Raw genomic sequence first — 24,598 nt, 5'->3', positions numbered from 1 at the left:
GTTTGTCGCCAACAACAGAATCGCTATAATGCTTTGATCCACTTAGCGGCGATCGCTCGAATACTAGGAATAGACCTAATCGTTAACGCAGTAGCCACGATACAATAGGAAAAAGAGATGACCTCAAACCAGAACAACTCCACCAATGTCGATTTAGATGAAGTCGCTAAATTTGAAGCCCTAGCAAGCCGCTGGTGGGACAAGAACAGTGAGTTCAAACCTCTTCATGACATCAATCCACTACGCGCTAACTACATCAATGAGCGTGCTGCGCTGAACGGTAAAAAAGCCATTGATATCGGCTGCGGCGGCGGCATCTTGTCCGAAGCCTTAGCGCAAATGGGCGCGACCGTTAAAGGTATCGACATGGGCGAAGCACCACTGGCGGTGGCAAAACTTCACCTAGAAGAAAGCGGTCTTGAAATCGACTACGAGCGCATTACTGCAGAAGAAATCGCTGAGCGTGAAGCGGAACAATATGACGTCGTCACCTGCCTAGAAATGCTTGAGCACGTACCTGATCCTGCTTCCGTTATTCGCGCATGCATGAAACTTTGCAAACCTGGCGGCCACGTATTCTTCTCAACCATCAACCGCAACCCGAAGGCTTACCTGTTTGCCATTGTCGGTGCGGAATACGTCCTAAAAATGCTGCCAAAAGGCACCCACGATTACGCTAAATTCATTCAACCAGCGGAGCTTAGCAACTTTGCCCGCCAAGCAGGCCTTGATGTCACACACATGACCGGCATGACCTATAATCCATTAACTAAGGTTTATAAATTGAATGACCGTGATGTATCCGTTAACTACTTGATGCATACACAAAAACCGTCACAAAACTAGGAGGTCTACGATGCTGGATTACCAAGCACCGAGCGATTTATTGCAAGACAAAGTTATCCTAGTCACTGGCGCCGGAGACGGCATTGGTAAGCAAGCAGCGTTAAGCTACGCGGCTTGCGGCGCCACAGTGATTTTATTGGGACGTACGACCAAGAAACTGGAAGAAGTGTACGATGAGATCGAAAACCTAGGCTATCCACAAGCGGCAATCGTACCGTTAAACTTGGACACGGCGGTTGAGCACGATTACATCGACCTAGCCAACACCATTGAAACAGAATTTGGCCGTCTTGATGGCATTTTGCACAATGCCAGTATGCTGGGTGCTCGTACACCGCTAGCTAATTTTGAACCCAGCACCTTCGAGCAGGTAATGCGCGTCAACGTAACGGCAGCGTTTTTGTTAAACCAAGCTCTTCTGCCTCTACTACAAAAAGCCCCTAGCGCATCCATCATTTTCACTAGCTCAAGCGTTGGCCGCAAAGCCAAAGCTTACTGGGGCGCGTATGCGGTTTCAAAATTTGCTACAGAAGCCATGATGCAGCTATTGGCCGATGAACTGGAAAATATCTCCAACATTCGCGTCAACGCCATTAACCCTGGCGCTACTCGCACCAATATGCGTGCCCACGCCTACCCAGCGGAAGACCCCAATACACTCAAAACCCCAGAGGACATCATGCCACTTTACCTATACCTAATGGGTGAAGATAGCGTAAAAGTGAACGGCCAATCACTTGATGCTCAAATCAAATAATTAAAGGGCTTGCACTTCATCATGGGATCAGGCTAATCTGTGCCCATGATTAAATTTCGACCAATATTTCGCCCCCCATTCCTAGCGCAAATTTTATTAATTTGCGCTTCGTTTATTAGTCTTTCTGCTATAGCTGTACCCATGCAACTTATCCTAGGTAAAGGTCAATCAGACCAACACGAATACGCACGCCTCACTCTCGATAACGGCCTCACTGTCATTTTAGTTTCGGACCCGATGGCAGAGCGCTCTGCTGCGTCTTTGGCCGTTAAAGCAGGCAGCTATCAAGATCCTAGCAAGCACCTTGGCTTAGCCCACCTGCTTGAACATATGCTATTTTTAGGCACAGAAAAATACCCTGAAGCAGGAGCCTATCAAGAATTTATTCGTCAAAGCGGTGGTTCACATAACGCATTTACTGGCGCAGAGATCACCAATTACTACTTTGATACGCTCCCCGTGTCGTACCCAGAAGCATTGGATCGTTTTGCCCAGTTTTTTATTGCTCCGACTTTGGATCCGCAATACATAGAGCGTGAAATCAACGCCGTAGATTCTGAATATCGCGCTAAATTAGACGATGAAAGCCGCCGTAGTAATGAAGCCATCAAAACGCTTTACTCCGACGAACATCCTGCTGCGCGCTTTACCGTGGGCAATAAGGATACGCTTGGCAACGTTCCCGCAGAGCAGCTGCAGGACTTACTTTTAGGCTTTTACCATCGCTACTACACACCAGAAAACATGGCGCTTACCTTAGTCGCGAACCAACCATTGGAAACATTGGCCGCCTACGCACGCAACTACTTCGATGCGATTGAGCAACGCTCTACAGCAGAAAAAGCACCGCTACCAATGATTACAGCGCAAGCTGGCAAGGTGCAGTTATTCAAAACCCAAACCGAGAAAAACGTCGCCAAATTCTCATTCCAGATTCCTAGCCAGACCCTTAACTACGCCACGCAACCGGCACGCTACCTATCCTATGTACTAGGTGATGAATCAGAGAATTCACTGTTTGCCAATCTAAAGCAACAGCACTGGGTTCAAGCTCTTCACGCAGGCACCAATCTAGACGATGGTCAGCACGCCTTCTTCACCATCACCATGTCGCTAACAGAAGATGGCGTAGAGCATCGCGATGAGATTCTTGAGCGTCTCTTTAAAACCATTGCTAACTTGCAGCAAGCCCCTATTTCTCAGCAATACCTAGCAGAAACCAAAACCCTAAGCTTGCTAAACTTTGAATATCACGACTACCTGCAGCCAGTAAAACTGGCGCAGATTCTGTCTGGTCGTGCATTGGAAATTCCGGCTGACCAACTTATGCAAAGCTTCCACATTGCAGAGAACGCCAGCGAACAGGACATTCGTGGCCTGATGAATTATCTGCAGCAAGACAACCTAATTGTCCAGTGGCTAAGCGATAAACACTTCCCGAGTGATTGGATCTCTGGAGAGATTAACTGGTCAACTGAGCCTCTTTACGAGAGCCAATATGCCAACGGTGAGATGGCTTTTAAACAAGCTGACTTGGTGGCACAGAGCACTCTGTCTTCGGATTTTGGCTTACCGAATGCCAACCCATTTATGCCAGTCAACCTTGACCTGTACGCGCAAAACAAGAGCGCTGAGCCAAGCAACATTGACAGCAAAAAGGGCTATGACTTCTGGTACAAACCAAACACGCAGTTCGACAAACCGACCGGCATGATCTTTGGCTACTTCGGCTTCCTAAAGAATCCGGATAATCGCGATCGCCTACTGCTACAGCTTTGGGCGCGCCTATTCAATGACGCCGCAGGTGAAAGCACCTACCAACCTTATATGGCGGGATTGGGTTATGAATTGTATGCCCACAGTAACGGCCTGACGCTGCGCACCAGTGGCTATAACGATAAACAAAGCGACTACTTCTACTCACTTGTCGATAAAATGATGACGTTTCGCGCATCCGATAAACGTCTTGAGATTGCCAAATTAGATGTATTGAAAGGCCTGAACAACCTAGACAGCCAACCACCTTACGCCCTAGCGCGCCATTACTTTAGTCAAACGGCGATTAAAGGTAATGCACCTGTAGACGTGTTGCAGGGCTTGATTGCTGACATTTCCCTAGACGAAGTAAACGCCTTTATCGAGCAACACGTCACACGCTTCCAATACGTCGGCTACATGACGGGCAACTTCAGCAAAGACGATGCCCAGTTGCTGTCCGCCAAACTTGGGGACAAGGTAAAAACCTGCCTTGAAAAGCACTCTTACCGCCCAGTGGAACTAAAAAACTTTGGTTCGCAACAGAACTATCTGTACAACTTTGATACACGCAGCGCTGACAACACAGTGCTATACAGCCTGATTGCAACGGATAACAACGACGCTTCTTATACTCAGCGTGCCTACGTACGAATCTTAGCGCAGTTATTGGGCGCCAAGTTCTACAACGAATTTCGCACAGAGAAGCAGTATGGCTACATCGTAGCCGTTACCAACCAAACCATTGAACGCACACCAGCGATTGGCTTCTTAGTGCAATCTCCAAACACCAGTACTCAAGTACTGGTAAGCGAGATCGAGCGTTTTATTCAATCCACCAAATGGGGCGAGCAAGACGTAAGTGACAAGGAATTTGAACAAGCTCGTCAGGCGGTGTTGGCCGCTTACATGAAGCAACCTAACAACCTAAAAGAAGAAGCGCTAGAAGAATGGCCACATATTGTGGAGCCTGATCACAACTTCAATGACCGCAAAGAATGGGTCATAGCGCTTGAAGAGCTAAGCAAAGCTGATTTCTTGGCTTTTATGCGTGAGAAGATCGAGCAAAACAAAGCGGCACGCCTGCTAATCACCAATAACTGGCAGGACACTAAGGCATGGACCGCTTTACATATTGAATAATGAAGGAAAGGTTAACCACCAATGAGCTGTTCTAATTTCTGCTCATTGGTGAGTTCCGCTTGATTCACCGGTGCAGTGGCAGTGTCAGGCGTTTGAGCAGCTGGCTGTGCCGCAGAAGGCTGGATACGATTCCCCGGCACCACTTCCGTAAATTCACCTTCATCCAAAGCTGAATTATTCTCGGGATGCAACGCTGATTGATCCTGCTCTAACTTATCCTTTTGATCTCCGAAGATACCGATTTCTGGCATCATGCTGAGACGCTTCTGCTGAATTTCTTCTGGGATATGGCCGGTAAATAGCACCGTAAAAGGCGAATCTTTGGTGCGCTGATTCACTTCGCGATAGATTTCTTGCTCACGTTTAGCAATGGCCGATTCTTCTAAATAAGACAACTTTTTGGGATTGGCCGATATCACCATATTGGCAAGCATATTGTTCTTAGGCTGTTCTGCGGGAATGATGGTGACATCTTCAGGAGAGCTGAGTACAACCTGATGTTCACCATGATAAATCTGATTACCATACATTATCTCCACCGGCTCTACTCGCACCGTTTGCGCATATACAGGCACAGCCACAGAAGATACGGTTAACATACTAACAGTCGTGATTTTCTTTAAAAACATTCAAGCGCTCCTAAGACTTCCACCACTATAGAAGAATCTTTAAACAAAAAAAAGGAGACCTATGGTCTCCTTTGTTTATCGTCATGTTAACGAATGTCTTAAAGTGTAATTACGTCAAATTCCACTTGCGGGTCAACTTCCGCTTCGTAATCCACACCGTCTACACCAAAACCAAACAACTTCAAGAACTCGTCTTTGTAAAGTTGGTAATCAGTTTCAGCAAATAGATTTTCGTCTGTCACTTGTGGCCATAGGTCGCGACATGCTTGCTGCACATCATCACGAAGCTCCCAGTCATCTAGACGTAGACGGTTTTTGTCATCGACCAATTCCGCTGGATTGTTGTCGTTGTATAGACGCTCAGCGAACATGCGGTAGATTTGGTCCATACAGCCTTCGTGTAGACCTTTCTCACGCATTACCTTAAATACCATAGATAGGTAAAGCGGCATCACAGGGATCGCAGAAGACGCTTGCGTCACTACTGACTTCAGCACCGCAACGTTAGCACCGCCACCCTGCTTAGCAAGTTCAGCGTTGATAGCGTGAGAAGCACGATCCAAATCTTCTTTTGCTTTACCTAGAGCACCGTGCCAGTAGATTGGCCAAGTGATGTCAGAACCGATGTAAGAGTAAGCAACCGTACGTGCACCCTCAGCAAGAACACCTGCTTCAGACAGTGCAGACATCCATAGCTCCCAGTCTTGACCACCCATTACCGTCACCGTTTGAGCCACTTCTTCTTCGGTTGCCGGTTCGATTTCCGCATCGATGATCACATCACGGTTTGTATCAATCGCGGTTGAACGGTATGGTTCGCCGATTGGCTTAAGCACTGAACGAATCACTTCACCAGACTCAGGCATTTTGCGCACAGGAGATGCTAGGGAATAAACCACTAGGTCAATCTCGCCTAGGTCCGCTTTGATTAGCTCAATGACCTTGTCACGGGCTTCGTTAGAGAAGGCATCGCCGTTGATGCTTTTCGCGTAAAGACCTGCTTCGTGGGCCGCCTTATCAAACGCCGCCGCATTGTACCAACCCGCTGTACCTGGCTTCTTATCAGTGGCCGGTTTTTCAAAGAACACACCAATGGTTGCTGCGCCAGAGCCAAATGCAGCAGCGATACGAGAAGAAAGGCCGTAACCGCTTGATGAACCAATCACCAATACTTTTTTCGGGCCGTTTTTGATTTCGCCGTTAGCTTTCGTTTTAGCAATCTGATCTAAAACGTTTTTCTCACAACCAGTTGGGTGAGTAGTCGTACAAATAAATCCACGAATTTTCGGCTTAATGATCATAGTTAAGTCTCAACGTCATGTTTCCATAGCATGCTGCTGCGTCCTGTAGATGGGCAACAACACAAAGTTGGCGCCCATGATACAATACCCTGCAATACTTGTCCCTTTTCTTTATTTCTCTATAGATCAATCACTCGCCTTCTATGAATATTTTAATTATTGGTTACGTTTGGCCTGAGCCAAACTCCTCCGCGGCAGGCAGTCGCATGATGCAACTTATCAAAACCTTTCGCGCCCAAGACTGGCAGGTTGAGTTTGCTTCCCCTGCTCAGATCAGCGAACACATGGAAGACTTATCTCAATATGGCGTGAGCACTGCCGCGATTGAGCTCAACAGTGATAGCTTTAATGAGTATATTGCCGCATTGCAGCCAGAGATGGTGGTGTTTGATCGCTTTATGATGGAAGAGCAATTTGGCTGGCGGGTGGAAAAATTTGCACCGGACGCGCTACGGGTGCTGAATACCGAAGATCTGCACTCTTTACGTGATGCGCGCCACACCGCAGTCAAACAAAGCCGCGCCTTTGCACAAGCGGATATGTACAGCGATCTGGGAATTCGTGAAATTGCGGCGATTTATCGTAGTGATTTGACCCTGATGATCTCGGAATATGAAACGGAACTGTTAAAAACCGAGTTTAACGTCCCCGAGACACACGTTATGCATTTGCCGTTTATGCTCGACACACAAACCCTCAGTGCCAAGCCTTTTAGCGAGCGCCAAGACTTCGTCATCATCGGCAATTTCCGCCACGCGCCAAACTGGGATGCGGTATTACAGCTAAAACAAGTGTACTGGCCGAAGATACGTCAACGCTTACCCGAGGCAAAACTTAACATCTACGGCGCCTACCCGCCGCCGAAAGCCACTCAGCTACACAATGAAAAAGAAGGCTTCCTTGTCAAAGGCTGGGCAGACAATGCCTTTGAAGTAATTGAAAACGCGCGCATTATGCTCAGCCCGGTTCGCTTTGGTGCTGGCATCAAAGGTAAATTAGTGGAAGCCATGCAAGTGGGCACACCGAGTGTTACCACTTCAGTGGGCGCAGAAGCCATGCATGGTGCACTGCCTTGGAATGGGGTTGTCACAGATGATGTAGAAGAGTTTGTTAATGCTGCTGTCAGCTTGTACCAAGATCAGCAAAGCTATGAGCTGATGCAGCATAACGGGCATGCGATAGTAAAACAGCGTTATGAGCAAACACACTGGCAAGAAAAGCTGGTGGCACGATTAAAAGTTCAACAGCAGTTAAAACAGCGCTTACGGGAACACTTTTTCTTAGGCAAACTGGTGCGCCATCACTCAATGAAAAGCACCCAGTATATGTCTCAATGGATCACCTTAAAAAACGGCCAAGCGGTTAACACCAGCACTGAAACACAAGATTAATTCACAAAGCCACTTTCGCTTTCACGCTGGCGGACCTTATTCATCACCGCCAGCTGTTCCTCACGACTCATCTTGCCCCAGCGGCTAATTTCCTGTCCGGTGCGGTAACAGCCGACACAGACATTATCATCATTCAGTTCACAGATATTAATGCAAGGTGAACGGACCGCCTTTTGTTTGGCGGTGGCTTTTTTACGGTTCGTGTTTTTCATCTTGATTCTCGCTGGAGGACTCTGACTGAGTAACGGCTTGCAGCGCCTGCTGCTGAGCGTTCCATTCACGCAACGCTTCATTATAAGTATCCCAAACACATGGGCAGCACTGGCTTTCACAGCATTCCCAGTCTTCTGGTGGAATTGGCTTATTTTTCATGAGCTACTCCTAAAACAAAAAATCCCCCGTATCATTGATCATACTGCCATAGCAGCACCATCTAACACGGGGGATTTCGCGACGGACGATTAGAATTCAGCGTTGTGGTATACGCGCTGCACGTCGTCTAGGTCATTTAATAGATCAAGGAAACGTTCGAATTGATCAACGTCTTCACCTGAAATTGCAGTCGTCATTTGTGGGATAAATTGAATTTCATCCACTTCAAAGTCAACGTCACCGAACGCATCGATGATGGCTTGGCGAGCTTTACCGTATTCCGTGTTAGGCGTGAATACTGTTACTTTGCCATCTTCAGACTCGATATCAGAAACATCTACGTCTGCTTCTAGTAGCGCTTCCATTACCGCATCTTCGTCTGCCGCAGCAAAAACAAAGATCGCAGAGTGGTCAAACATGTGTGACACACTGCCTTGAGTACCGATTTTGCTCTTAACTTTGTTGAAACAAGTACGAACATCACCGAAGGTACGGTTTGGGTTATCAGACAGACAGTCCACGATCACCATGGTGTTACCTGGGCCAAAACCTTCGTAACGAGCCGTATCGAAGTCTTCACCGCCGCCGCCTTTAGCTTTATCGATGGCTTTTTCGATTACGTGCGTTGGTACCTGGTCCTTTTTAGCGCGTTCGATCATGCTACGCAGTGCTAGGTTACCCGCTGGGTCAATACCACCTGATTTTGCACATACATAAATTTCACGTCCGTACTTACTGTAAACCTTGGCTTTTTGATCCGAGGTTTTCGCCATGGACTCTTTTCGGTTCTGAAAGGCTCTGCCCATTAGATATTCCTACTCTATTAAGTCGTTTAGAAAGCGGAAATTCTAACGCTTAGCGCACACTTAGGAAACTCCCTAAACCCTTTTTCACGAACATTTACCTTGTTTAGTTCACCATTTCTGCTATGCAACACATTACAATGGCACCAACAAAGAAACTTTCCGTAACAGCTGATCTTAGCAAAGCATTCGTGGTATGATATTTTTTATTAAACACTCATTTAATAAAAATCATTCTGCGTAAACATTAACATTGGAGATACGCGATGTCCCAAACCCTGCATAAATGGCTGCCTTGGCTTACTTTTGTTAATAGTTCCAACGTAAAGGCAGATTTCATTGCGGGGATTACCTGTGCCTCCATGTCGATTCCACAGGGCATCGCCTTTGCCGCCATTGCAGGCTTACCAGCAGAATACGGTTTTTACAGTGCGATGGTAGCGCCCATCATCGCCGTTTTGTTTGGTTCCTCATGGCACATGGTATGCGGCCCAGCCACGGCCATTTCTGCCTTGCTGTTCTCCTCACTTTCGGGGCTATACGCACCGGGATCGGCAGAGTTTATTCAGGCAGCACTTGCTATTACCTTCTTAGCTGGACTGATACAGCTGGCGCTAGGGCTTGCGAAACTTGGCAACCTGACCAACTTCGTTTCCCATGCGGTGATGGTCGGCTTTATTACCGGGGCCGCATTCTTGATCATGCTAAGCCAAATACAACACGCCTTAACCGCTGACCTGCCGCGACCAGAAAACCTGCTGAGCTTTATCAATGCATTGCTTCATGTGGGTTCTCAGGTCAATTTATACTCTTTGGCGATCTGTGCCGTGACCATTGTTTCAGCCATCTTGATTCGCCAGATATCCAATAAATTGCCCCATTATTTGTTGGCATTAATTGCAGGCAGTGTGTTCGGCTACTTAATGCAAGCAGGTAGCCATGGGGTGCCCTTGGTGGGCGAATTAAACGAAGCCATTCCGCCGTTTGCACTGATTGAGCTATCTGGAACCACCTTACGAGAATTAGCACCAGGAGCAGTCGTATTGGCTCTTATTGGCCTTCTAGAAGCAGCGTCTATATCCAAAGCGATAGCCCTAAAAACCCATCAAGAAATCGATACTAACCGCGAGTTTATCGGTCAAGGTATGTCCAACGTGGTGGGCAGTTTATTCTCAAACTACATGAGTTCAGGCTCATTCACACGTAGCGGCATTAACGTTGAAGCCGGCGCGCGCACGCCGCTTGCGATTATTTTTTCAAGTGTCTTTCTACTATTGATCTTAAGCCTGATCGCGCCACTCTTCTCGCATCTGCCCATCCCTGCTATGGCTGGGATCATTATGTTGGTCGGTTGGCGTTTAATTGAATTCAAAGAGCTGGTTCATTACGCCAAAACCAGCCGTGCTGAAATCAGCATCGCTTTAGTGACTTTATTCAGCACCATTGGTATCAGTTTAGAGTTCGGTATTTTGGTGGGGGTGGGTCTAAGTCTAGCGCTGTTTTTAAACCAAACCGCCAAACCTAATGTGCGCATCCTCGCACCCATGGACACTGAGGAAGGTCGCTACTTCCATAACATCATGCACTTTAATTTGGAAACCTGTCCGCAGATTCACTTTATCCGCTTGGATGGCCCGCTGTACTTTGGTTCCGTGGATTACATGGCGAAGCAATTCCAAAACATCGAGCATGACCTACCCCATAAAGACCATTGGGTCATCTTATGTCGCGGTTTATCAGCCATCGATATGCAAGGGGCGCACTTCCTCAAACAATTAGTTGATCAGCGTCGCGAGTCAAATACTCAAGTACATCTAGTCGTTCGTTATTTATGGCAACTAGAATTGCTCAAGCAATTTGGCGTGCTGGATAAAGTGGGAGCAAGCCATACTTACCCAGGCAAAGGCATAGCGATTGAAAAAATTGAACGGGACATGGATATGTTGCAATGTGCTCAATGTGACAAGAACGTATTCAAAGAATGTCATAGCCGCAAGCAAAAAGGCTTCGATCTCATTGCCAAGGAACCGCTATCAAAGGATGGAAACTAATAGTTACTCCTCATTATTTACTAAGGTAATGAATAGTCACCATCTTGTTATCATTATACTATTATCAAACGATAGGTTAGATTTCATATAACTCTTATGACAATGATGATCCGTACTTTATGATTGGTGCAAAAGGTTTTCAAATCCGACACAAGTTATTCCTCGTGTTTGTGTTGAGTAACATTTTGTTGATCGTCTCCATGTGGCAAGTATTCCAATGGAGCTTCGACCGAGGCTTTGTTACTTACGCAACCGAGCGTGACCGCGACTTTTTGCAACAGATGGCGAACCGCACCGCCAATCTCTATATTTATTACGATGATTGGTATTTTCTGGTTCAAGAAAGTCGTCTAGAAAAAGAATGGCAACAAGCCAAGCTGGAAAATATCCGCGACCTTATTCCACCGCCAAGCACGCCGAATTTGGATTTGATTTATCCGTCGCAATATTACCGTCAGCGCTTCTTACTCTTCAGTAAGGACAAGTTACCGCTGATTGGCGATATCAAGTTTGATGATGCGGAAACCCACGCGGTGGTGGTAGACGACAAGCTCGTAGGTTATGTGGGGCTACGCTCTATGCGAGCACTGGTACAAGACCAGACCTTGCGCTTTGTACGTCAACAGGGGGAAGCCTTCCTATTGATTTCGGCCTTTATGCTGACCATCGCCGCACTGCTAACTTGGCCTTTGGCCCAATGGTTAAGTCGCCCTATTTGCACCGTTCGCCAAGCCACTAAACAGCTGGCGGCGGGAGAGTTTGAGACTCGCATCAAGATCAAAGGCACCGATGAGCTAGCCGACCTAGGTCGCGACTTTAACAACCTAGCGTCCACCCTTGAGCACATGCGTGACGCACGTAAAAAGTGGGTTGCGGATACTGCCCATGAATTGCGTACGCCAGTAGCCATCTTGCGTGGGGAAATCGAGGCCATGCAAGACGGTATTATCAAGGTCACCGACAACTCACTGGCTTCGCTACAACAAGAAGTGGTGCACATTGCGCGATTAATTGATGACCTTAACCAACTATCCATGCATGATATGGGCAGTTTGAGCTACCGCATGGAAGAAGCAAGCCTTAACGAGATTCTTGAGCAGACCGTTTCCTCTATGCAGCTGCCTTATGACGAAGCCGGTTTAGAGTTGGAGCTTGTAATCGACAAAAAAGCACCAATTATCATTACCGGTGACCATGACCGATTGCATCAACTGTTTGCCAATCTCATGAATAACACACTGAAATACACTAACGCGCCAGGCAAATTGACCGTGACCCTGACCCGTGAAGGTAAAACCGCTGTGGTCTTATTAGAAGACACGCCGCCGGGTGTCAGTGACGAAGACATTAAACATATATTTGAACAATTTTTCCGCGTGGAAAACTCACGCAACCGTGCGACTGGCGGGCGTGGCCTTGGCCTTGCCATCTGTACGAATATTGTCGATGGACATCAAGGCTCTATTTCCGCTTACCACTCTCCTTTTGGTGGGTTGGGGATACGTGTGGAATTCCCTTTAAATTGATATGGAATCGATAACTATGAGCAAAGTACTGATTGTAGAAGACGAACCAAAATTAGCTGAGTTGATGGCAGCTTACCTAGAGCAAGCTGGTTACGAACACCACCATATTGATCGTGGTGATCAGGTAATTGATTACTTAAAAAACAACCAAGCTGATCTAATGCTGCTAGACCTTATGCTTCCTGGTCTAGACGGCGTTGAAGTATGTAAACAAGTTCGTCAGTTTAGCGGTATGCCAATCATCATGGTTACAGCAAAAGCTGAAGAAATTGACCGTCTGATCGGTCTAGAGATGGGTGCTGACGATTACGTATGTAAACCATTTAGCCCACGTGAGATCGTAGCGCGTGTGAAAGCAAACCTACGTCGCGTTGAACTAGACCAAACAGAAGCGCCGAAGACTGATGGCTTCGACCTTGATGCTGACCGTCTACGCGCAACTTACAAGGGCGAGCTGATCGATCTGACGACGGTAGAGTTCCAATTGCTACAACTATTGATCAAAGAACCAGGCCGTGTATTTGGCCGTGATTTGATCATGAAGAGCATCTATACCGATAGCCGTGTAGTCAGTGACCGTACTATCGACAGTCACATCAAGAAGCTACGTAAGAAAATCGCAGCAGTTGCACCAGAGCTTAACGTAATCCATTCGGTTTATGGTGCAGGTTACCGCTTCGAAAATAACGACTAATTTTATTAATCGTTACGTTTTATATTTGTTTGAAAATTAGGCAGTTCTCATGGACGACTTTTTAGCCGTAGTGGAGTTTTCACTCTCCATTACCGCCCCGATCTTTCTAGTGCTTATCGTTGGTGTGGTATTAGAAAAAATTGGCATGATCAATGACAACTTCGTTGAAGTTGCCTCTAAGATCACCTTTAACGTGTCCATGCCTGCCTTAATTTTCATCAATATGACACAGCGCAGCACAGATCCAGGTAATCACCTGTCGTTGATGCTGTATGCGCTATTTGCCACATTAGTCACCTATTTTATCCTTGAAATTCTTGCTGCTAAGCTGATCAAAAAAAGAAGCGATCGCGGCATTGTTATTCAAGGTGCCTTCCGTTCTAACATGGCCATTATCGGCCTTGCTTACTGTGTTAACGCCTATGGCGATGAAGCCCTTGCCGTTGCCTCCATGTACCTAGGTGGTGTCATGGTGCTGTACAACGTACTGGCGGTGATCACCATCAACCGTTCGATGAATGCCAATAAAAGCATCGGCGATTCGCTAAAAGCGATTGCGAAAAACCCGCTGATTATTGCCATTGTCGTCGCTTGGATCGCGAATCAGGTCAACCTGCAGCTACCAGAAATTGTCACCCAGGCCGGTAACTACTTTGCGCGTATGACACTACCGTTGGCACTTTTATGTGCCGGTGCCTCGTTACGCTTTAAAGAGCTGAAACAAGACATCACACCTTCACTTTATGCCACACTGGGCAAACTGGTGGTGATTCCTTTCGCACTGACCTTCGGCGGCTATTTCATTGGTTTTAGAGGCATCGAGCTTGGCGTACTGTTTTTATTGTCCTCTGCTCCGTCTGCATCAGCTGGCTACATTATGGCACGCGCCATGAACGGCAATGCTGTGTTGGCCGCTAACATCATTGTTTTAACCACGCTTTTCTCACTGCTCACTACCAGCCTTGGTGTCACTATTTTGCGAGGCTTAAACCTCATTTAAAAATAATTTCACTTTTTAAATGAGAAGCACTTGCATTTAAGAATCAAAGGCTTTTAAATAGTAATCATTCTCAGGATTGAACGGATGATTACTCATGATCGTACAAGCAAGCCAACTTTTTGAAGCCAACGGCATGACCGACCAAAGCTACGCCTATTGGTTATCCGGTCGTCAGCAGGTACAAAAGCCTCTGCTTGGCGTTCATCTTATCCAACAACAGCTGCATGTGTTCGAGCCAGTGACGATTCAAGAACGCGTCCGCGCCGGTGTCTACGTAACGTTTAACAACACAGCTAACCCTGAGAAATCACAGAATAGCTCGCCTATCCAAGTACTCCCCGTTTACGAAGACGCGCAGGTGGATTGGGAAGTCACGCAACAAGCACAATTCAATTGGACTCAGCTATACATCAGCTGGGATCAGCTTGCGGCGATCACCGGCGAGGGCGAGCAACAGGTACAAGCCTTCTTCATGCGCCATGTGAGTAAGCAAACTGGCACACCTCTAACGCTAACGCTGACCACGACACTAAGTCATGAATTTCAGCAACTGATCAAGCGTGAAGGCAAACAGTTAGCGCTGGTTGGCAAGCTGTACAGCATCATTTTGCAAACCATTGAGCATGTACAAATCCAGCAGCATATCAGTCAATGCGATGACTGCCAGAAAAAATTATATGCCAGCCAAAATGCCATCGAAGCAGAGCAATTCAGTAGCACTGAAGCCCTAGCGCGAAAGGTTGGACTTACGCAAACCGCATTAGAACTGGGCTTTACCGTCATTACCGGAATGAGCATTGCGGAATACCAAATTGAAGTGGCGTTTCGCAAAGCGCTGGCGCAACCACAAACAGGACAATCTCTGGCCACTCGTCTCAACGCAGACACAGGTTGGAGCAAACAAGACATTGAAAAAGCCTGCCTAAAGCGTTTTGGGGTGATGAGCCACCAGCTTGGCAGTATGCAGTAACCTCGAGGAATTTATGAGCAATAGCATCGGCCTGTTTTATGGCACAGATACATCCAATACCGAAATGATTGGCCAAAAAATTCAGCAGCAATTCGCTGAGTTAGGCAGCACGGTCGAACTACACGACGTAAAAGACACAGACATTCAAACCCTGTTGGATTATGAGTTTCTGATTCTTGGTATTCCAACTTGGGATTTTGGTGGCATTCAAAGTGACTGGGAAGACATTGGTGACGCCCTGTCTGAACTTAATCTAGAAGGCAAAGTGATCGCCTTTTATGGCCTAGGTGATCAATTTGGCTACGGCGATTATTTCGTCGATGCCATGGGCTGGTTGCACGAAAAACTATTGAATACTGGCGCTACCTTTATTGGCCAATGGTCAACAGAAGGCTACGACTTTGAAGCCTCGCGCGCCGCGAATGAAGATAAATCGGAATTCATCGGCCTTGCCATCGATGAAGACCAACAGTTTGACCTAACTGATCAACGTGTTGAACAGTGGGTGATACAGCTTTATGCAGAGCAGGCACTGGCAGCCGCCTAAGGTTAGATAGACTGGCTCACGACTTTGCACACGACTCGTTTGGCTTCCACTCATTCGCTGCCCCGAATGACCAAATTCGTGCAAATAGTGATTAACCAAAGGTTAATTTCTGCATAAAACGCGCTTCCCCTTTCTCTCTCCTGCTTTTGGGGAAGCGTGTTTTCTTTTTTTCCATCCTTTTGTAAGCTTGCTGATCTAGCCAAACGATGACACAGCATGAATCTCACACTTCTCGATACCACGCTTATTTTTATTACCTTTATTCTGGTCCTGCTGATCTGGCAGCATTTTAAAGTACGCGAATTCACACTGCGGCGAGTGAAACAGCAGTGCGAAAAAATGGAACTACAAATGCTCGACGATTCTATCTATGGCAGTTACTGGTGCCCAGCCTTTGTTAATGGGCAAGTAAAGGTACGTCGACGCTACCGTTTTTATTTTACCTCAACCGGTGAAGGGCGCTATGAAGGGGAAATTGAAATGCTAGGTATGCAGCAAACACATATCTATTTTGAGCCTCATGCCTTTTAAAGCATAGGCTTTCACTTACAATAAAAAACAATTCCCCCCTTTTTCGCCCAGCTATTTACAAAAGTTACATTACGTTAAATACTCTAAGCTCAATCAGGGTATTGCCTGAAATAACTATAAATATAAATAATCATAGGTGGAATAACATGCTGGCGAATCTAAGTTTTAGAGCCAAATTATCGGTATTACTGACGTGTGGCGTATTGGGTTTTGTCATCGTTACCGTTGTTGCATTAAACGGTATGAGTGCCCAAACTTCAGCGTCTGAACGCTTTGAAGTGATGTCCAAAGTTCAAAATGACCTCTCCTCTTTGGTCATTTCTAATATGACACTGTATGAAAAGCTCGATCGTTTGAATAACGACTCCTATGGAGCTTTTGTCAGTGAACTCAATCAGAATCAAGAAGACTTTTCTAGCTTAATTCAGCAGGACCTTGAAGCGGTTGATCAAGCAGAGATTAAAACCGCGCTTTCTAATATCAATAGCTTGTTGGAACAATATTCTTCAACGCTTTTAGAGCTGGTCTCTCTTAACCAAACCCTTGGCTTTACCGCGAACTCAGGTTTAAAAGCCGATATTGGTCTAGTGGGTGAAGACGTGGTCGAAAAGGTTTCCTTTTTGAGTCTGGTTAAACAAGAATTTTTGCCGGTTCGCGAAGCAGAAAAGAACTTTTTGTTTGAACCGACTGCCGCCAATAAAACCGTGTTTGAAGAGCGTTATGAGAAGTTTTACCAACGCGTGGTGAACTTCGGTTTAGAAGAACGCTTTGCCGATGTCATTAAAAGCTACCACAGCAAGGTACAAGAGTACGATGTCGTCGTAGCAAGCTTAATTACTCAACAACAGAGCTTTGATTCACTGCGCGCAAATTACAATCAGGCCACTAACGATACGCAAAAATTGCTAAAACAAGCGGTCACCAATGCTCGTCAGCAAGCCGCAAGCCAGTCTCAAAAAGCCAGTGTCAGCGTAATTGTCGTGAGTGTGATTGTGGCTGTGATTGCCGGTCTAATGATGATGTGGATCGGCCGCAGTGTGAACACCACACTAAGCCAAATCATGCGCGATCTTGGTAAGGTAAAAAGCGGTGATTTGACCGCTCGCCTGTCAATCAACCACAAGCGCAATGACGAGTTCGACGCACTGTGTGGCTCTGTTAACGAAATGACTACTGGGCTAGGCTCTGTGATTGGCGACGTGGTCTACACCACCAACGATGTTAGCAACATGGTGAGTAAGCTTAATAGCGCAGTAGTCAATATTGCCGACAGTAACCGCTCAGTGAGCGAACAAACTAACTCTCTTGCAGCGGCAACCGAACAGATTTCCACTACCATCAGCAGCATTTCTCACACCACTGAAGAACTCAGTGAACAGTCGAAAAATACCTACGAGTCAGCGCGCGTCGGCGCCGATACCATTAAAGGTGCGCTATCTAACTTAGGACAAACCATTGAAGTGGTGAACCAAACGGGGCGTCAACTAAACGAGCTAGGACAGCTGTCTAAAGACATTGATAATGTGATTGGCATGATCAATGACTTGGCTAACCAAACTAACTTGCTTGCTCTAAACGCGGCAATTGAAGCGGCTCGTGCCGGTGAGGCAGGTCGCGGCTTCTCAGTAGTCGCGGATGAAGTCCGTTCATTAGCAGAAAAAACCGTGGACGCCACGGCCAAGATCACTGATATCGTGGGCACCATTCAAAGCTCAACTCAATCCGCTATTTCCACTATGAGCAGTGGCCAAGAAAACCTTCGCTCGATTGAGGAATACAGTGAAAAAGCGGAATTAGCGATTCGTGAGATCGAACAGAATGCACGCACCAGCTCGGCATCGTCTGTCGACATGGCGCGTTCGATTCAAGAAGTCGCGAAAACTGCGATTCATATGAGTGAAGAGATGGACCGCATTGCCCAGCAATTACAGCGTGACAGCTCGGACATCGGTAGCATTGAAGGCAACACACGTCATATTCATGACCAGGTTTCCACGCTTGAGAAGAAAACCAGCGTGTTCACCACTCAAGCCTAATCTGATACCCCATAAAAAACCGGCCATTGGCCGGTTTTTTTGTGTTTGCTAAAAGCTTAGAGATTTTTAAATCGCAGACCTTATAGCTCAGCGAATTCTTTTTCCCAACGCTTGGCTTCTTTCTTAGACGGACCACCCATTTCATTCACCGCATGGCGAAGACGGGCACGGGTCATATCTGGACCAAGAATGCTCATAGAGTCAAACACTGACACAGACGCTGTCGTTCCCGCTACTGCAACAAACAAGGGTGCAAAGAAGTCTTTTGGTTTGATATCCATTGCTTGAGCAAGGGATTTCATTTCAGCGAAGATCTTGTCTTTTTCCCAAGAACGCAGCGCTTCCAGTTTCCATAGGGCGAACTGCAATGCCTTACGTAGCGTCTCTTCTTCCATCTTGATCTCAGCAAAAGACGCAGCGGTCACGTTTAGTTGACCTTTGAAGAAGAAACCAGCGACGTCTGCCACATCAGAGAAGGTATCAATACGTGGAATGATCAATGGAAGGATCGCATTCACGTATTCGCTGTTTAAGCCCCACTCAGCAAACTTCTGTGCAAAATCCGCTACTGATAGGTCTTCACGAATCCAAACGCCGTTCAGCCATTTCAGTTTTTCAACGTCAAATACTGGACCGCCCAAGGAAACACGTTGGATGTCAAAGTGCTCAATCATTTCAGACAAGGCAAACTTTTCACGCTCATCTGGCATTGACCAACCCATACGGCCTAGGTAGTTGATCACTGCTTCTGGCAAGAAGCCCATGCGCTGGTAGTACAGAATAGACGTTGGGTTCTTACGCTTAGACAGTTTAGATTTGTCTGGGTTACGCAACAGCGGCATGTGGCACAGTGTTGGCATTTCCCAACCGAAGTATTGGTACAACAAAATGTGCTTCGGCGCGGAGTTGATCCACTCTTCACCACGGATCACGTGAGTGATTTCCATTAAATGGTCATCGACTACGTTCGCTAGGTGGTAAGTAGGTAGACCGTCTGCTTTTAACAGAACTTGCTGGTCAATTTGCGCCCAATCGATTTCGATGGTGCCACGCAACATGTCTTGTACCACACAGGTACCTTCTTCAGGCACCTTCATACGAATAACGTATGGCACCCCCGCTTCCAGCTTAGCTTGCACTTCTTCTTGAGTAAGCTTTAGGGCACGGCCGTCGTATTTCTGCGGTAGACCTTGCTCTTTTTGCTCGGCACGCATTTGGTCTAGTTCTTCAGGTGTTTCAAAAGCGTAGAACGCATGGCCTTTTTCAACTAGCTCTAGAGCGTAATCTTTGTAAATGTGGCCGCGCTCACTTTGACGGTATGGGCCGTGTGGACCGCCGACATCTGGACCTTCAGACCATTCCAATCCCAACCAACGCAGAGCATCAAGGATCATCTTCTCCGATTCTGGGGTACTGCGTGTTTGGTCAGTATCTTCGATACGTAGAATAAATTCACCGCCCATTTTTTTGGCAAAAGCCATGTTAAACAGTGCGATGTATGCAGTACCAACGTGAGGGTCGCCAGTTGGAGAAGGCGCAATACGAGTTCTTACCTCAGACATATCCTATCTCATTAATCGGGTGAATAATGGTGCGTATTATATGCCTGTTAACCAGTATCGGTAAGGGCTATTCACTATCTTTTCTGCGTTAGCATGCAACTAATAAGATTTTCCCGCTGTGCACCAATTCAAATCACCACCAGCACTGGCATTGCACACAATGTGCACATTGAGATTCCACTGTTCTCCTCTTAGCATCGGATACAAGCGTCTAAAAATATTTTTATATCATTGATATTTATTGACTTTATCAAGTATCCAAGACGTTAACGAAGCCTTACATTCGCACCCAGCCCTCTGGCCTAATTGTTGCTAAATCATTGAAAACACTAATAACAAAACACGCTTTGCCAATCCATAGAGGACCCATCGGATGTTACTAACACCAGGAACCTTACTGATCTCAGTACTGCCCTATTACGCTCGCTTAGCCCTGTTTCTTTTACTTGGAAGCATTGGGCTCATCAGCCTTTTCAGCTTACACAATTCCCCCTTTCTAACCCCCATACTCAGCAGCAGTTTGCTGTTACTGACTTACCTAAGCCTGTCACACATCACCTTGACCAAACTTCGCATTGAAGAAGTGCTAACCATCGAAACCGCTGATTCAGACAATAACTTACATCTGTCTCACAGTGACCGAGAGTTTAATCATGTTGCCAATCTGATCAATTCCTTAAAACGCGCCATCGGCGTTAAAGAAGAACTGCTAAAAAGCTGTGCCACCGAAGCCCAATACACCGCCAAAGAATTACTTAGTTCTTCCGATGAAGTGGCCCAAGGTGCTAAGAAAGAAGCCGCTGCGCTAGATGAACTGGCCTCCACCAGCGAGGAAATGAGTGTCACCATCAATGATATTGCCACTCGCTTAGGCACCACCACAGAGATGGCCGTTCAAACTTTGCTACGTTCAGACACTGGCTCCAAAGCATTGTCAGAGCTCGCGGATAAAATCGAGCAAATGAATCAGGCGGTTTTGAATAACCAAACTCAAATGCAAACTCTCACCCAAGCATCCGCCAACATTTCCGCCTTTGTCGCCCGTATTGGTGACATTACCGAACAAATTAACTTGTTGGCACTCAACGCTGCGATTGAGTCGGCACGGGCAGGTGAAGCGGGCCGAGGCTTTGCTGTCGTGGCAAACGAAGTACGCACTTTGGCCTCAAATACCGAAACTGTTACTCAAGAAATCTCAGGCCTAGTAAAAACCATGAATGAGCAAGTTAGCCTGTCTAGTCGCAATAGTGATGCCATGATTAATGAGGCTCATATGGCGCGGACTTCATTGCAAAGCGCCCAAGCAATGCTGGGAGAGATTGCTGATGCTGCGAAACAAACACAAGAGCAAATGGAACAATCGCGCAGCACAGTGTTTGAATTTCAGTCCGCCAATGACGGCCTTTGCCAGCGTTTACAAGAGATCGCCAATGTCAGCGAAAAGCAAAATCAAAACAGTCAAAACGCTAAAGATATGGTGCGCTACCTAGAGTGGCTGTCGACACGCTTAGCGTCTTCGGAGATGTAATATGCTGATGATTATAACCTGTGTGGCCTTATGTATTCTGTTATCGGGCATTGCCACGACTAGATATTACTTTGCAATGAAGGCCTCCAGAGCCATGAGTATCAGAGGACTAGATGGCTTACGACAACTGCTGGAGATTATTAAGTTAATCCAACAACACCGAGCTTTGCATGGTGGCTTCATCAATGGCAACCATGAGTTTGCCCAGAAGCTGAGTCTACTTGAAGCAGACTTAAACCACCGTTTTAACCAATTAGAGCAACTGCAAGCCCAGTCCAACCTGCCCTACGAATTGGGCACAAAATCCCTAAACGCCAAATGGCAGCACCTGCTTAACAGCTCTTTTCAATCCAGTGAACAAAGCTTTGCCGCTCATTCCACCCTGATCAGCCGCGCTCTAGACGGCCTTTGGGAAATTGCCGACAAATTCTCATTAACCACTAGCCAAGACGACGAAGTGAGAAATTTATCCAGCCAAATGGTAAAAGCACTGCCTGAATTGACCGAGTCTCTAGCACAAATTCGAGGACTGTCCGTGCAAGTAGCCGCGCGCCATGAAATCAGTGCCGATAAAAAGCTGCAACTCATGTATATCCTCAGTCGGATTGATGAACGCTTATCAGCCCTGCAGCATTACTTTCCCGAAACCAATCAGCAGCAACTTAACGCCTTTTTAAACATTATTCGTTCGGGCACGGAAAATGCCAACTTGGGTGATCAAGACCCCGATTATTTGTTCAAAGAATCGACCCAGGTGATCGATAAACTCTACGAGTGTATGTTAGAAGGCTTCCAAAACATCCATCGAAAAGTCAGTGCTTAAGCTGTAGTTGAGATAGGCGAATGCCTATCTCAACATCTAATTTAAGCGTCACCATGGTACGAGCAAACTGGCAATGCTCTAATTGTCCATCGAGTAATTTCTGGAACTTTTCTGGATAGACAGATAAGTCCGAAAACACCTCTTCAAGGCTCTGTTTATCTTTTAAAATCTCGACCGAGGATTTAGGGCCTATGCCTTTGACACCTGGAATATGGTTGGTGGTATCCCCGACTAAGGCCCAATAATCTGGCAATAACTTGGGTTTTACACCGTACTTTTGCTCCACCCAAAAAGCGTCGTAGCCAAGCTTAGCAAAATAGTCGTATTGCAGGATATGCGGGTACTGCAGTAGCTGGGTATAGCCTTTATCGGTGGAGATAATCATGGAAGGAATATTATGCTGGCTCGCTTTAAAGGCCAGAGTGGCCACCAAATCATCCGCCTCCCAACCGGTTAAGCGCAAACATGGCCAGCCATTAAAACGAAATACTTCAGCAAAGCGTGACATGGACTCGAGCAAGCTGTCGTCCATCGGCGCTCGGCCAAGTTTGTATTCTGGAAACACCTGATGGCGCCAAGTTTTCGCGGGCGAATCAAACACAATCGCCATGTAATCAGGTTCAAACTGATGTACCAGCTTAGCCAAGGCATCAATACAGAGACTCTGGGTGCGTTCAATACGTCTAACATCGTCGCTTTCACTGTCCAGTGCTGCGTGTAAACGTCTTATCAAGTTTAAGCCATCAATGAGTAAAAGCCCGTTTTGCACTGCTACCTTCCACTTTGTGTCCTACATATAGCGATACATTCTACGTTATTCTCAAATTGAATTGGGAGTTTGCAAGCCCACGTATTCCATGTTCAACAGAGGAAAAGTTATGGACACTAAAACAATTCTAACCAGTGCCACTGTCACTGGGTTGCTACTCACCTCCATGTCTACTCTCGCCGCACCAGAATCGATCGTGATTGAGCGCGATGGCAGCCAAGTGACCGAAAACCTCAGTAAAGCAGCAGAACTCAGCTTTACTCCCGTGGCTGGTTCCATCATTCCGATTGGCAAAAACTACGCACCATTTCAATTACCAGAGCTTTACAATACTGAACGCCGTAATTGGAGCGATCATTTGGGTCAACCCGTGCGTGTTGAGCATAGAAGCCGCGATCTATCCTTAGAAGGTACCCTAGAAGCGGTCAATGATCGTTACTTTACTTTGAGTGTAAAACGCGTATCAGCCGATTATCCACTGAGCGACTTCTATTTGGTGCCCACATTAGCCGCCTCAAAAAGCCGCACTAGCTTAAATTATCAAGGCCTGCTGACTTACCAAACGTCAGACATTCTTTGGCAACCAGAGCTGACCATGATTATCGATGATCAGGACATTACCTTGGTGCAGCAAGCAAACATCCAAAATAACTCTTCCATCGATGTCGACCTTGATTCAGCGCTGCTGCACTACAGTCAGAATCCTAATGTGATTCGGCCGATGATGATGAAAAGCGCCATGGCCAGCGATATGTCTATGGAACGCAGTGCCCCTGCGACAGAATATAACAACAGTGAAATCAGCCTTGAGTTGAATAAACTGGCTCTACCCGCTGCATCGCAAACTTTGGTAGACCTAGGTAAAACCAATAGCCGCATTAGCAGTCGCAGTAACGTCAGCTCGGTATACAGCTACCCATCTTCTTCCAAACTGAACCTCAGTTTTAATCAGCAAATCCGTTTTGACAACCCAAAAGATTTGATTCCTGGCGTGTACCAAACCCTGTGGCATAAAAAGCCCTATTATCTACAAGGTAATCCGGTAACCTTACAAGACACCCGTGAAGGCGCGGAAGTCGAGGTAATGCTGAACCGCAGCTTGGATTTGACGGGAGATATTACTTTGATTACAGCATCGAAAAGTAATCAAGGGGCTACTCAGACTTGGGAACTGACGTTAAAGAACCTGTCAAAACAGCCGCAAAACTACGCCATTACTCACCGTTTAGACGCGCCAATTCGAGAGCTGTCGTTACGTTCGCTTGAACAAATTGATGCGCAAAGTGTCGCGTTAAAAGGCACTATTGCCCCGAACACCACTTATCAAATCCGCTATACCGTGGAGCTGGATCAAACTCGATAAGCCGCTCAATGCCTCTTTACCACCTAGAGCTCAGGTGCGGGCTCTAGGTCCCATATAGAATTATTTACACAATAGGTCAGGTCGTTTTTGTGAATGGGTATGATATGGTCAGTAGTCATACAAGATATAACAAAATTGACAGTATTCAGTGTTTGCACCCTCAGGTAATATAAATTTATTTCATATCGAGGCAGAAAAGGA

The 24,598-nt window shown here is 46.5% G+C and carries 22 protein-coding genes; 15 read left to right on the top strand and 7 right to left on the bottom strand.

Annotated elements, in window-relative coordinates; all coding sequences use genetic code 11:
* The first annotated feature begins 117 nt into the window (after window positions 1-117).
* From ubiG to ACOSVP_RS10055, 3 genes are all read left to right on the top strand, one after another.
* Window positions 118-846 (top strand): bifunctional 2-polyprenyl-6-hydroxyphenol methylase/3-demethylubiquinol 3-O-methyltransferase UbiG, encoded by a 729-nt coding sequence (gene ubiG / locus ACOSVP_RS10065; protein ID WP_487347364.1) that lies wholly within the window; start codon window positions 118-120, stop codon window positions 844-846.
* A gap of 10 nt (window positions 847-856) precedes the next feature.
* Window positions 857-1,603 (top strand): YciK family oxidoreductase, encoded by a 747-nt coding sequence (locus tag ACOSVP_RS10060; protein WP_487347363.1) that lies wholly within the window; start codon window positions 857-859, stop codon window positions 1,601-1,603.
* 141 nt (window positions 1,604-1,744) lie between these two features.
* Window positions 1,745-4,501, top strand: coding sequence for an insulinase family protein (locus ACOSVP_RS10055; protein WP_487347362.1), 2,757 nt, complete (start codon window positions 1,745-1,747; stop codon window positions 4,499-4,501).
* An 11-nt stretch (window positions 4,502-4,512) separates the two neighbouring features.
* Here the strand turns inward: ACOSVP_RS10055 and ACOSVP_RS10050 are convergent, their stop codons facing one another.
* Together ACOSVP_RS10050 and fabV are read right to left on the bottom strand one after the other, a co-directional pair.
* Window positions 4,513-5,130 (bottom strand): hypothetical protein, encoded by a 618-nt coding sequence (locus ACOSVP_RS10050; protein WP_487347361.1) that lies wholly within the window; start codon window positions 5,128-5,130, stop codon window positions 4,513-4,515.
* 98 nt (window positions 5,131-5,228) lie between these two features.
* Window positions 5,229-6,431: an enoyl-ACP reductase FabV gene (gene fabV / locus ACOSVP_RS10045; protein ID WP_487347360.1), complete on the bottom strand. Its 1,203-nt coding sequence runs from the start codon at window positions 6,429-6,431 to the stop codon at window positions 5,229-5,231.
* Window positions 6,432-6,574: 143 nt separating this feature from the next.
* On the opposite strand from fabV, the gene ACOSVP_RS10040 reads away from it, so the two are divergent.
* Window positions 6,575-7,822 carry a glycosyltransferase gene (locus ACOSVP_RS10040; RefSeq protein ID WP_487347359.1) on the top strand — a complete coding sequence of 416 codons (1,248 nt, stop codon included), beginning with the start codon at window positions 6,575-6,577 and terminating at the stop codon, window positions 7,820-7,822.
* On the opposite strand, the gene ACOSVP_RS10035 is transcribed toward ACOSVP_RS10040, so the two are convergent.
* The 3 genes from ACOSVP_RS10035 to ACOSVP_RS10025 form a co-directional block, all read right to left on the bottom strand.
* On the bottom strand, window positions 7,819-8,034 hold the full coding sequence (locus ACOSVP_RS10035; protein WP_487347358.1) for a DUF1289 domain-containing protein: 216 nt from the start codon (window positions 8,032-8,034) through the stop codon (window positions 7,819-7,821). The two genes, ACOSVP_RS10040 and ACOSVP_RS10035, sit on opposite strands and share 4 nt — an antisense overlap.
* On the bottom strand, window positions 8,015-8,194 hold the full coding sequence (locus ACOSVP_RS10030; RefSeq protein WP_487347357.1) for an oxidoreductase-like domain-containing protein: 180 nt from the start codon (window positions 8,192-8,194) through the stop codon (window positions 8,015-8,017). Before ACOSVP_RS10030 ends, ACOSVP_RS10035 begins: the two co-directional genes overlap by 20 nt.
* An 89-nt stretch (window positions 8,195-8,283) precedes the next feature.
* On the bottom strand, window positions 8,284-9,000 hold the full coding sequence (locus ACOSVP_RS10025) for a YebC/PmpR family DNA-binding transcriptional regulator (RefSeq protein WP_487347356.1): 717 nt from the start codon (window positions 8,998-9,000) through the stop codon (window positions 8,284-8,286).
* A gap of 263 nt (window positions 9,001-9,263) precedes the next feature.
* Here ACOSVP_RS10025 and ACOSVP_RS10020 point away from each other — a divergent pair, with 263 nt between their 5' ends.
* The 8 genes from ACOSVP_RS10020 to ACOSVP_RS09985 all read left to right on the top strand — a co-directional run bounded on the left by ACOSVP_RS10020 (window position 9,264) and on the right by ACOSVP_RS09985 (window position 18,352).
* Window positions 9,264-11,048: a SulP family inorganic anion transporter gene (locus ACOSVP_RS10020; protein ID WP_487347355.1), complete on the top strand. Its 1,785-nt coding sequence runs from the start codon at window positions 9,264-9,266 to the stop codon at window positions 11,046-11,048.
* 119 nt (window positions 11,049-11,167) lie between these two features.
* Window positions 11,168-12,574, top strand: coding sequence for an ATP-binding protein (locus ACOSVP_RS10015; RefSeq protein ID WP_487347354.1), 1,407 nt, complete (start codon window positions 11,168-11,170; stop codon window positions 12,572-12,574).
* A 16-nt stretch (window positions 12,575-12,590) separates the two neighbouring features.
* Window positions 12,591-13,268 carry a response regulator gene (locus ACOSVP_RS10010; RefSeq protein WP_055461375.1) on the top strand — a complete coding sequence of 226 codons (678 nt, stop codon included), beginning with the start codon at window positions 12,591-12,593 and terminating at the stop codon, window positions 13,266-13,268.
* Window positions 13,269-13,317: 49 nt separating this feature from the next.
* Window positions 13,318-14,268, top strand: coding sequence for an AEC family transporter (locus tag ACOSVP_RS10005; RefSeq protein WP_487347353.1), 951 nt, complete (start codon window positions 13,318-13,320; stop codon window positions 14,266-14,268).
* A 94-nt stretch (window positions 14,269-14,362) separates the two neighbouring features.
* Window positions 14,363-15,238 (top strand): hypothetical protein, encoded by an 876-nt coding sequence (locus tag ACOSVP_RS10000; RefSeq protein ID WP_487347352.1) that lies wholly within the window; start codon window positions 14,363-14,365, stop codon window positions 15,236-15,238.
* A 13-nt stretch (window positions 15,239-15,251) separates the two neighbouring features.
* On the top strand, window positions 15,252-15,785 hold the full coding sequence (gene fldB, locus ACOSVP_RS09995) for a flavodoxin FldB (protein WP_487347351.1): 534 nt from the start codon (window positions 15,252-15,254) through the stop codon (window positions 15,783-15,785).
* A gap of 216 nt (window positions 15,786-16,001) precedes the next feature.
* Window positions 16,002-16,316 (top strand): DUF3301 domain-containing protein, encoded by a 315-nt coding sequence (locus ACOSVP_RS09990; RefSeq protein ID WP_487347350.1) that lies wholly within the window; start codon window positions 16,002-16,004, stop codon window positions 16,314-16,316.
* 146 nt (window positions 16,317-16,462) lie between these two features.
* Window positions 16,463-18,352, top strand: coding sequence for a methyl-accepting chemotaxis protein (locus ACOSVP_RS09985; protein WP_487347349.1), 1,890 nt, complete (start codon window positions 16,463-16,465; stop codon window positions 18,350-18,352).
* An 80-nt stretch (window positions 18,353-18,432) separates the two neighbouring features.
* On the opposite strand, the gene gltX is transcribed toward ACOSVP_RS09985, so the two are convergent.
* Window positions 18,433-19,914, bottom strand: a complete 1,482-nt coding sequence (gene gltX, locus ACOSVP_RS09980; RefSeq protein WP_487347348.1) for a glutamate--tRNA ligase — start codon at window positions 19,912-19,914, stop codon at window positions 18,433-18,435.
* 373 nt (window positions 19,915-20,287) lie between these two features.
* On the opposite strand from gltX, the gene ACOSVP_RS09975 reads away from it, so the two are divergent.
* Both ACOSVP_RS09975 and ACOSVP_RS09970 read left to right on the top strand, forming a co-directional pair.
* Entirely contained in the window at window positions 20,288-21,442 is a 1,155-nt protein-coding gene (locus ACOSVP_RS09975) for a methyl-accepting chemotaxis protein (RefSeq protein WP_487347347.1), read from the top strand.
* Window positions 21,443-21,536: 94 nt separating this feature from the next.
* Window positions 21,537-22,265, top strand: coding sequence for a nitrate- and nitrite sensing domain-containing protein (locus tag ACOSVP_RS09970; RefSeq protein WP_487347346.1), 729 nt, complete (start codon window positions 21,537-21,539; stop codon window positions 22,263-22,265).
* On the opposite strand, the gene xni is transcribed toward ACOSVP_RS09970, so the two are convergent.
* Window positions 22,255-23,034 (bottom strand): flap endonuclease Xni, encoded by a 780-nt coding sequence (gene xni, locus ACOSVP_RS09965; protein WP_487347345.1) that lies wholly within the window; start codon window positions 23,032-23,034, stop codon window positions 22,255-22,257. The two genes, ACOSVP_RS09970 and xni, sit on opposite strands and share 11 nt — an antisense overlap.
* Before the next feature lie 109 nt (window positions 23,035-23,143).
* On the opposite strand from xni, the gene ACOSVP_RS09960 reads away from it, so the two are divergent.
* Window positions 23,144-24,397, top strand: coding sequence for a hypothetical protein (locus ACOSVP_RS09960; RefSeq protein ID WP_487347344.1), 1,254 nt, complete (start codon window positions 23,144-23,146; stop codon window positions 24,395-24,397).
* The last annotated feature ends 201 nt before the right edge of the window (window positions 24,398-24,598 follow it).

This window comes from Marinomonas sp. HM11-D, assembly GCF_057626615.1.
Note: the sequence above shows the minus strand (reverse complement) of the source record. Positions and strands in the feature narration are given on the sequence as shown.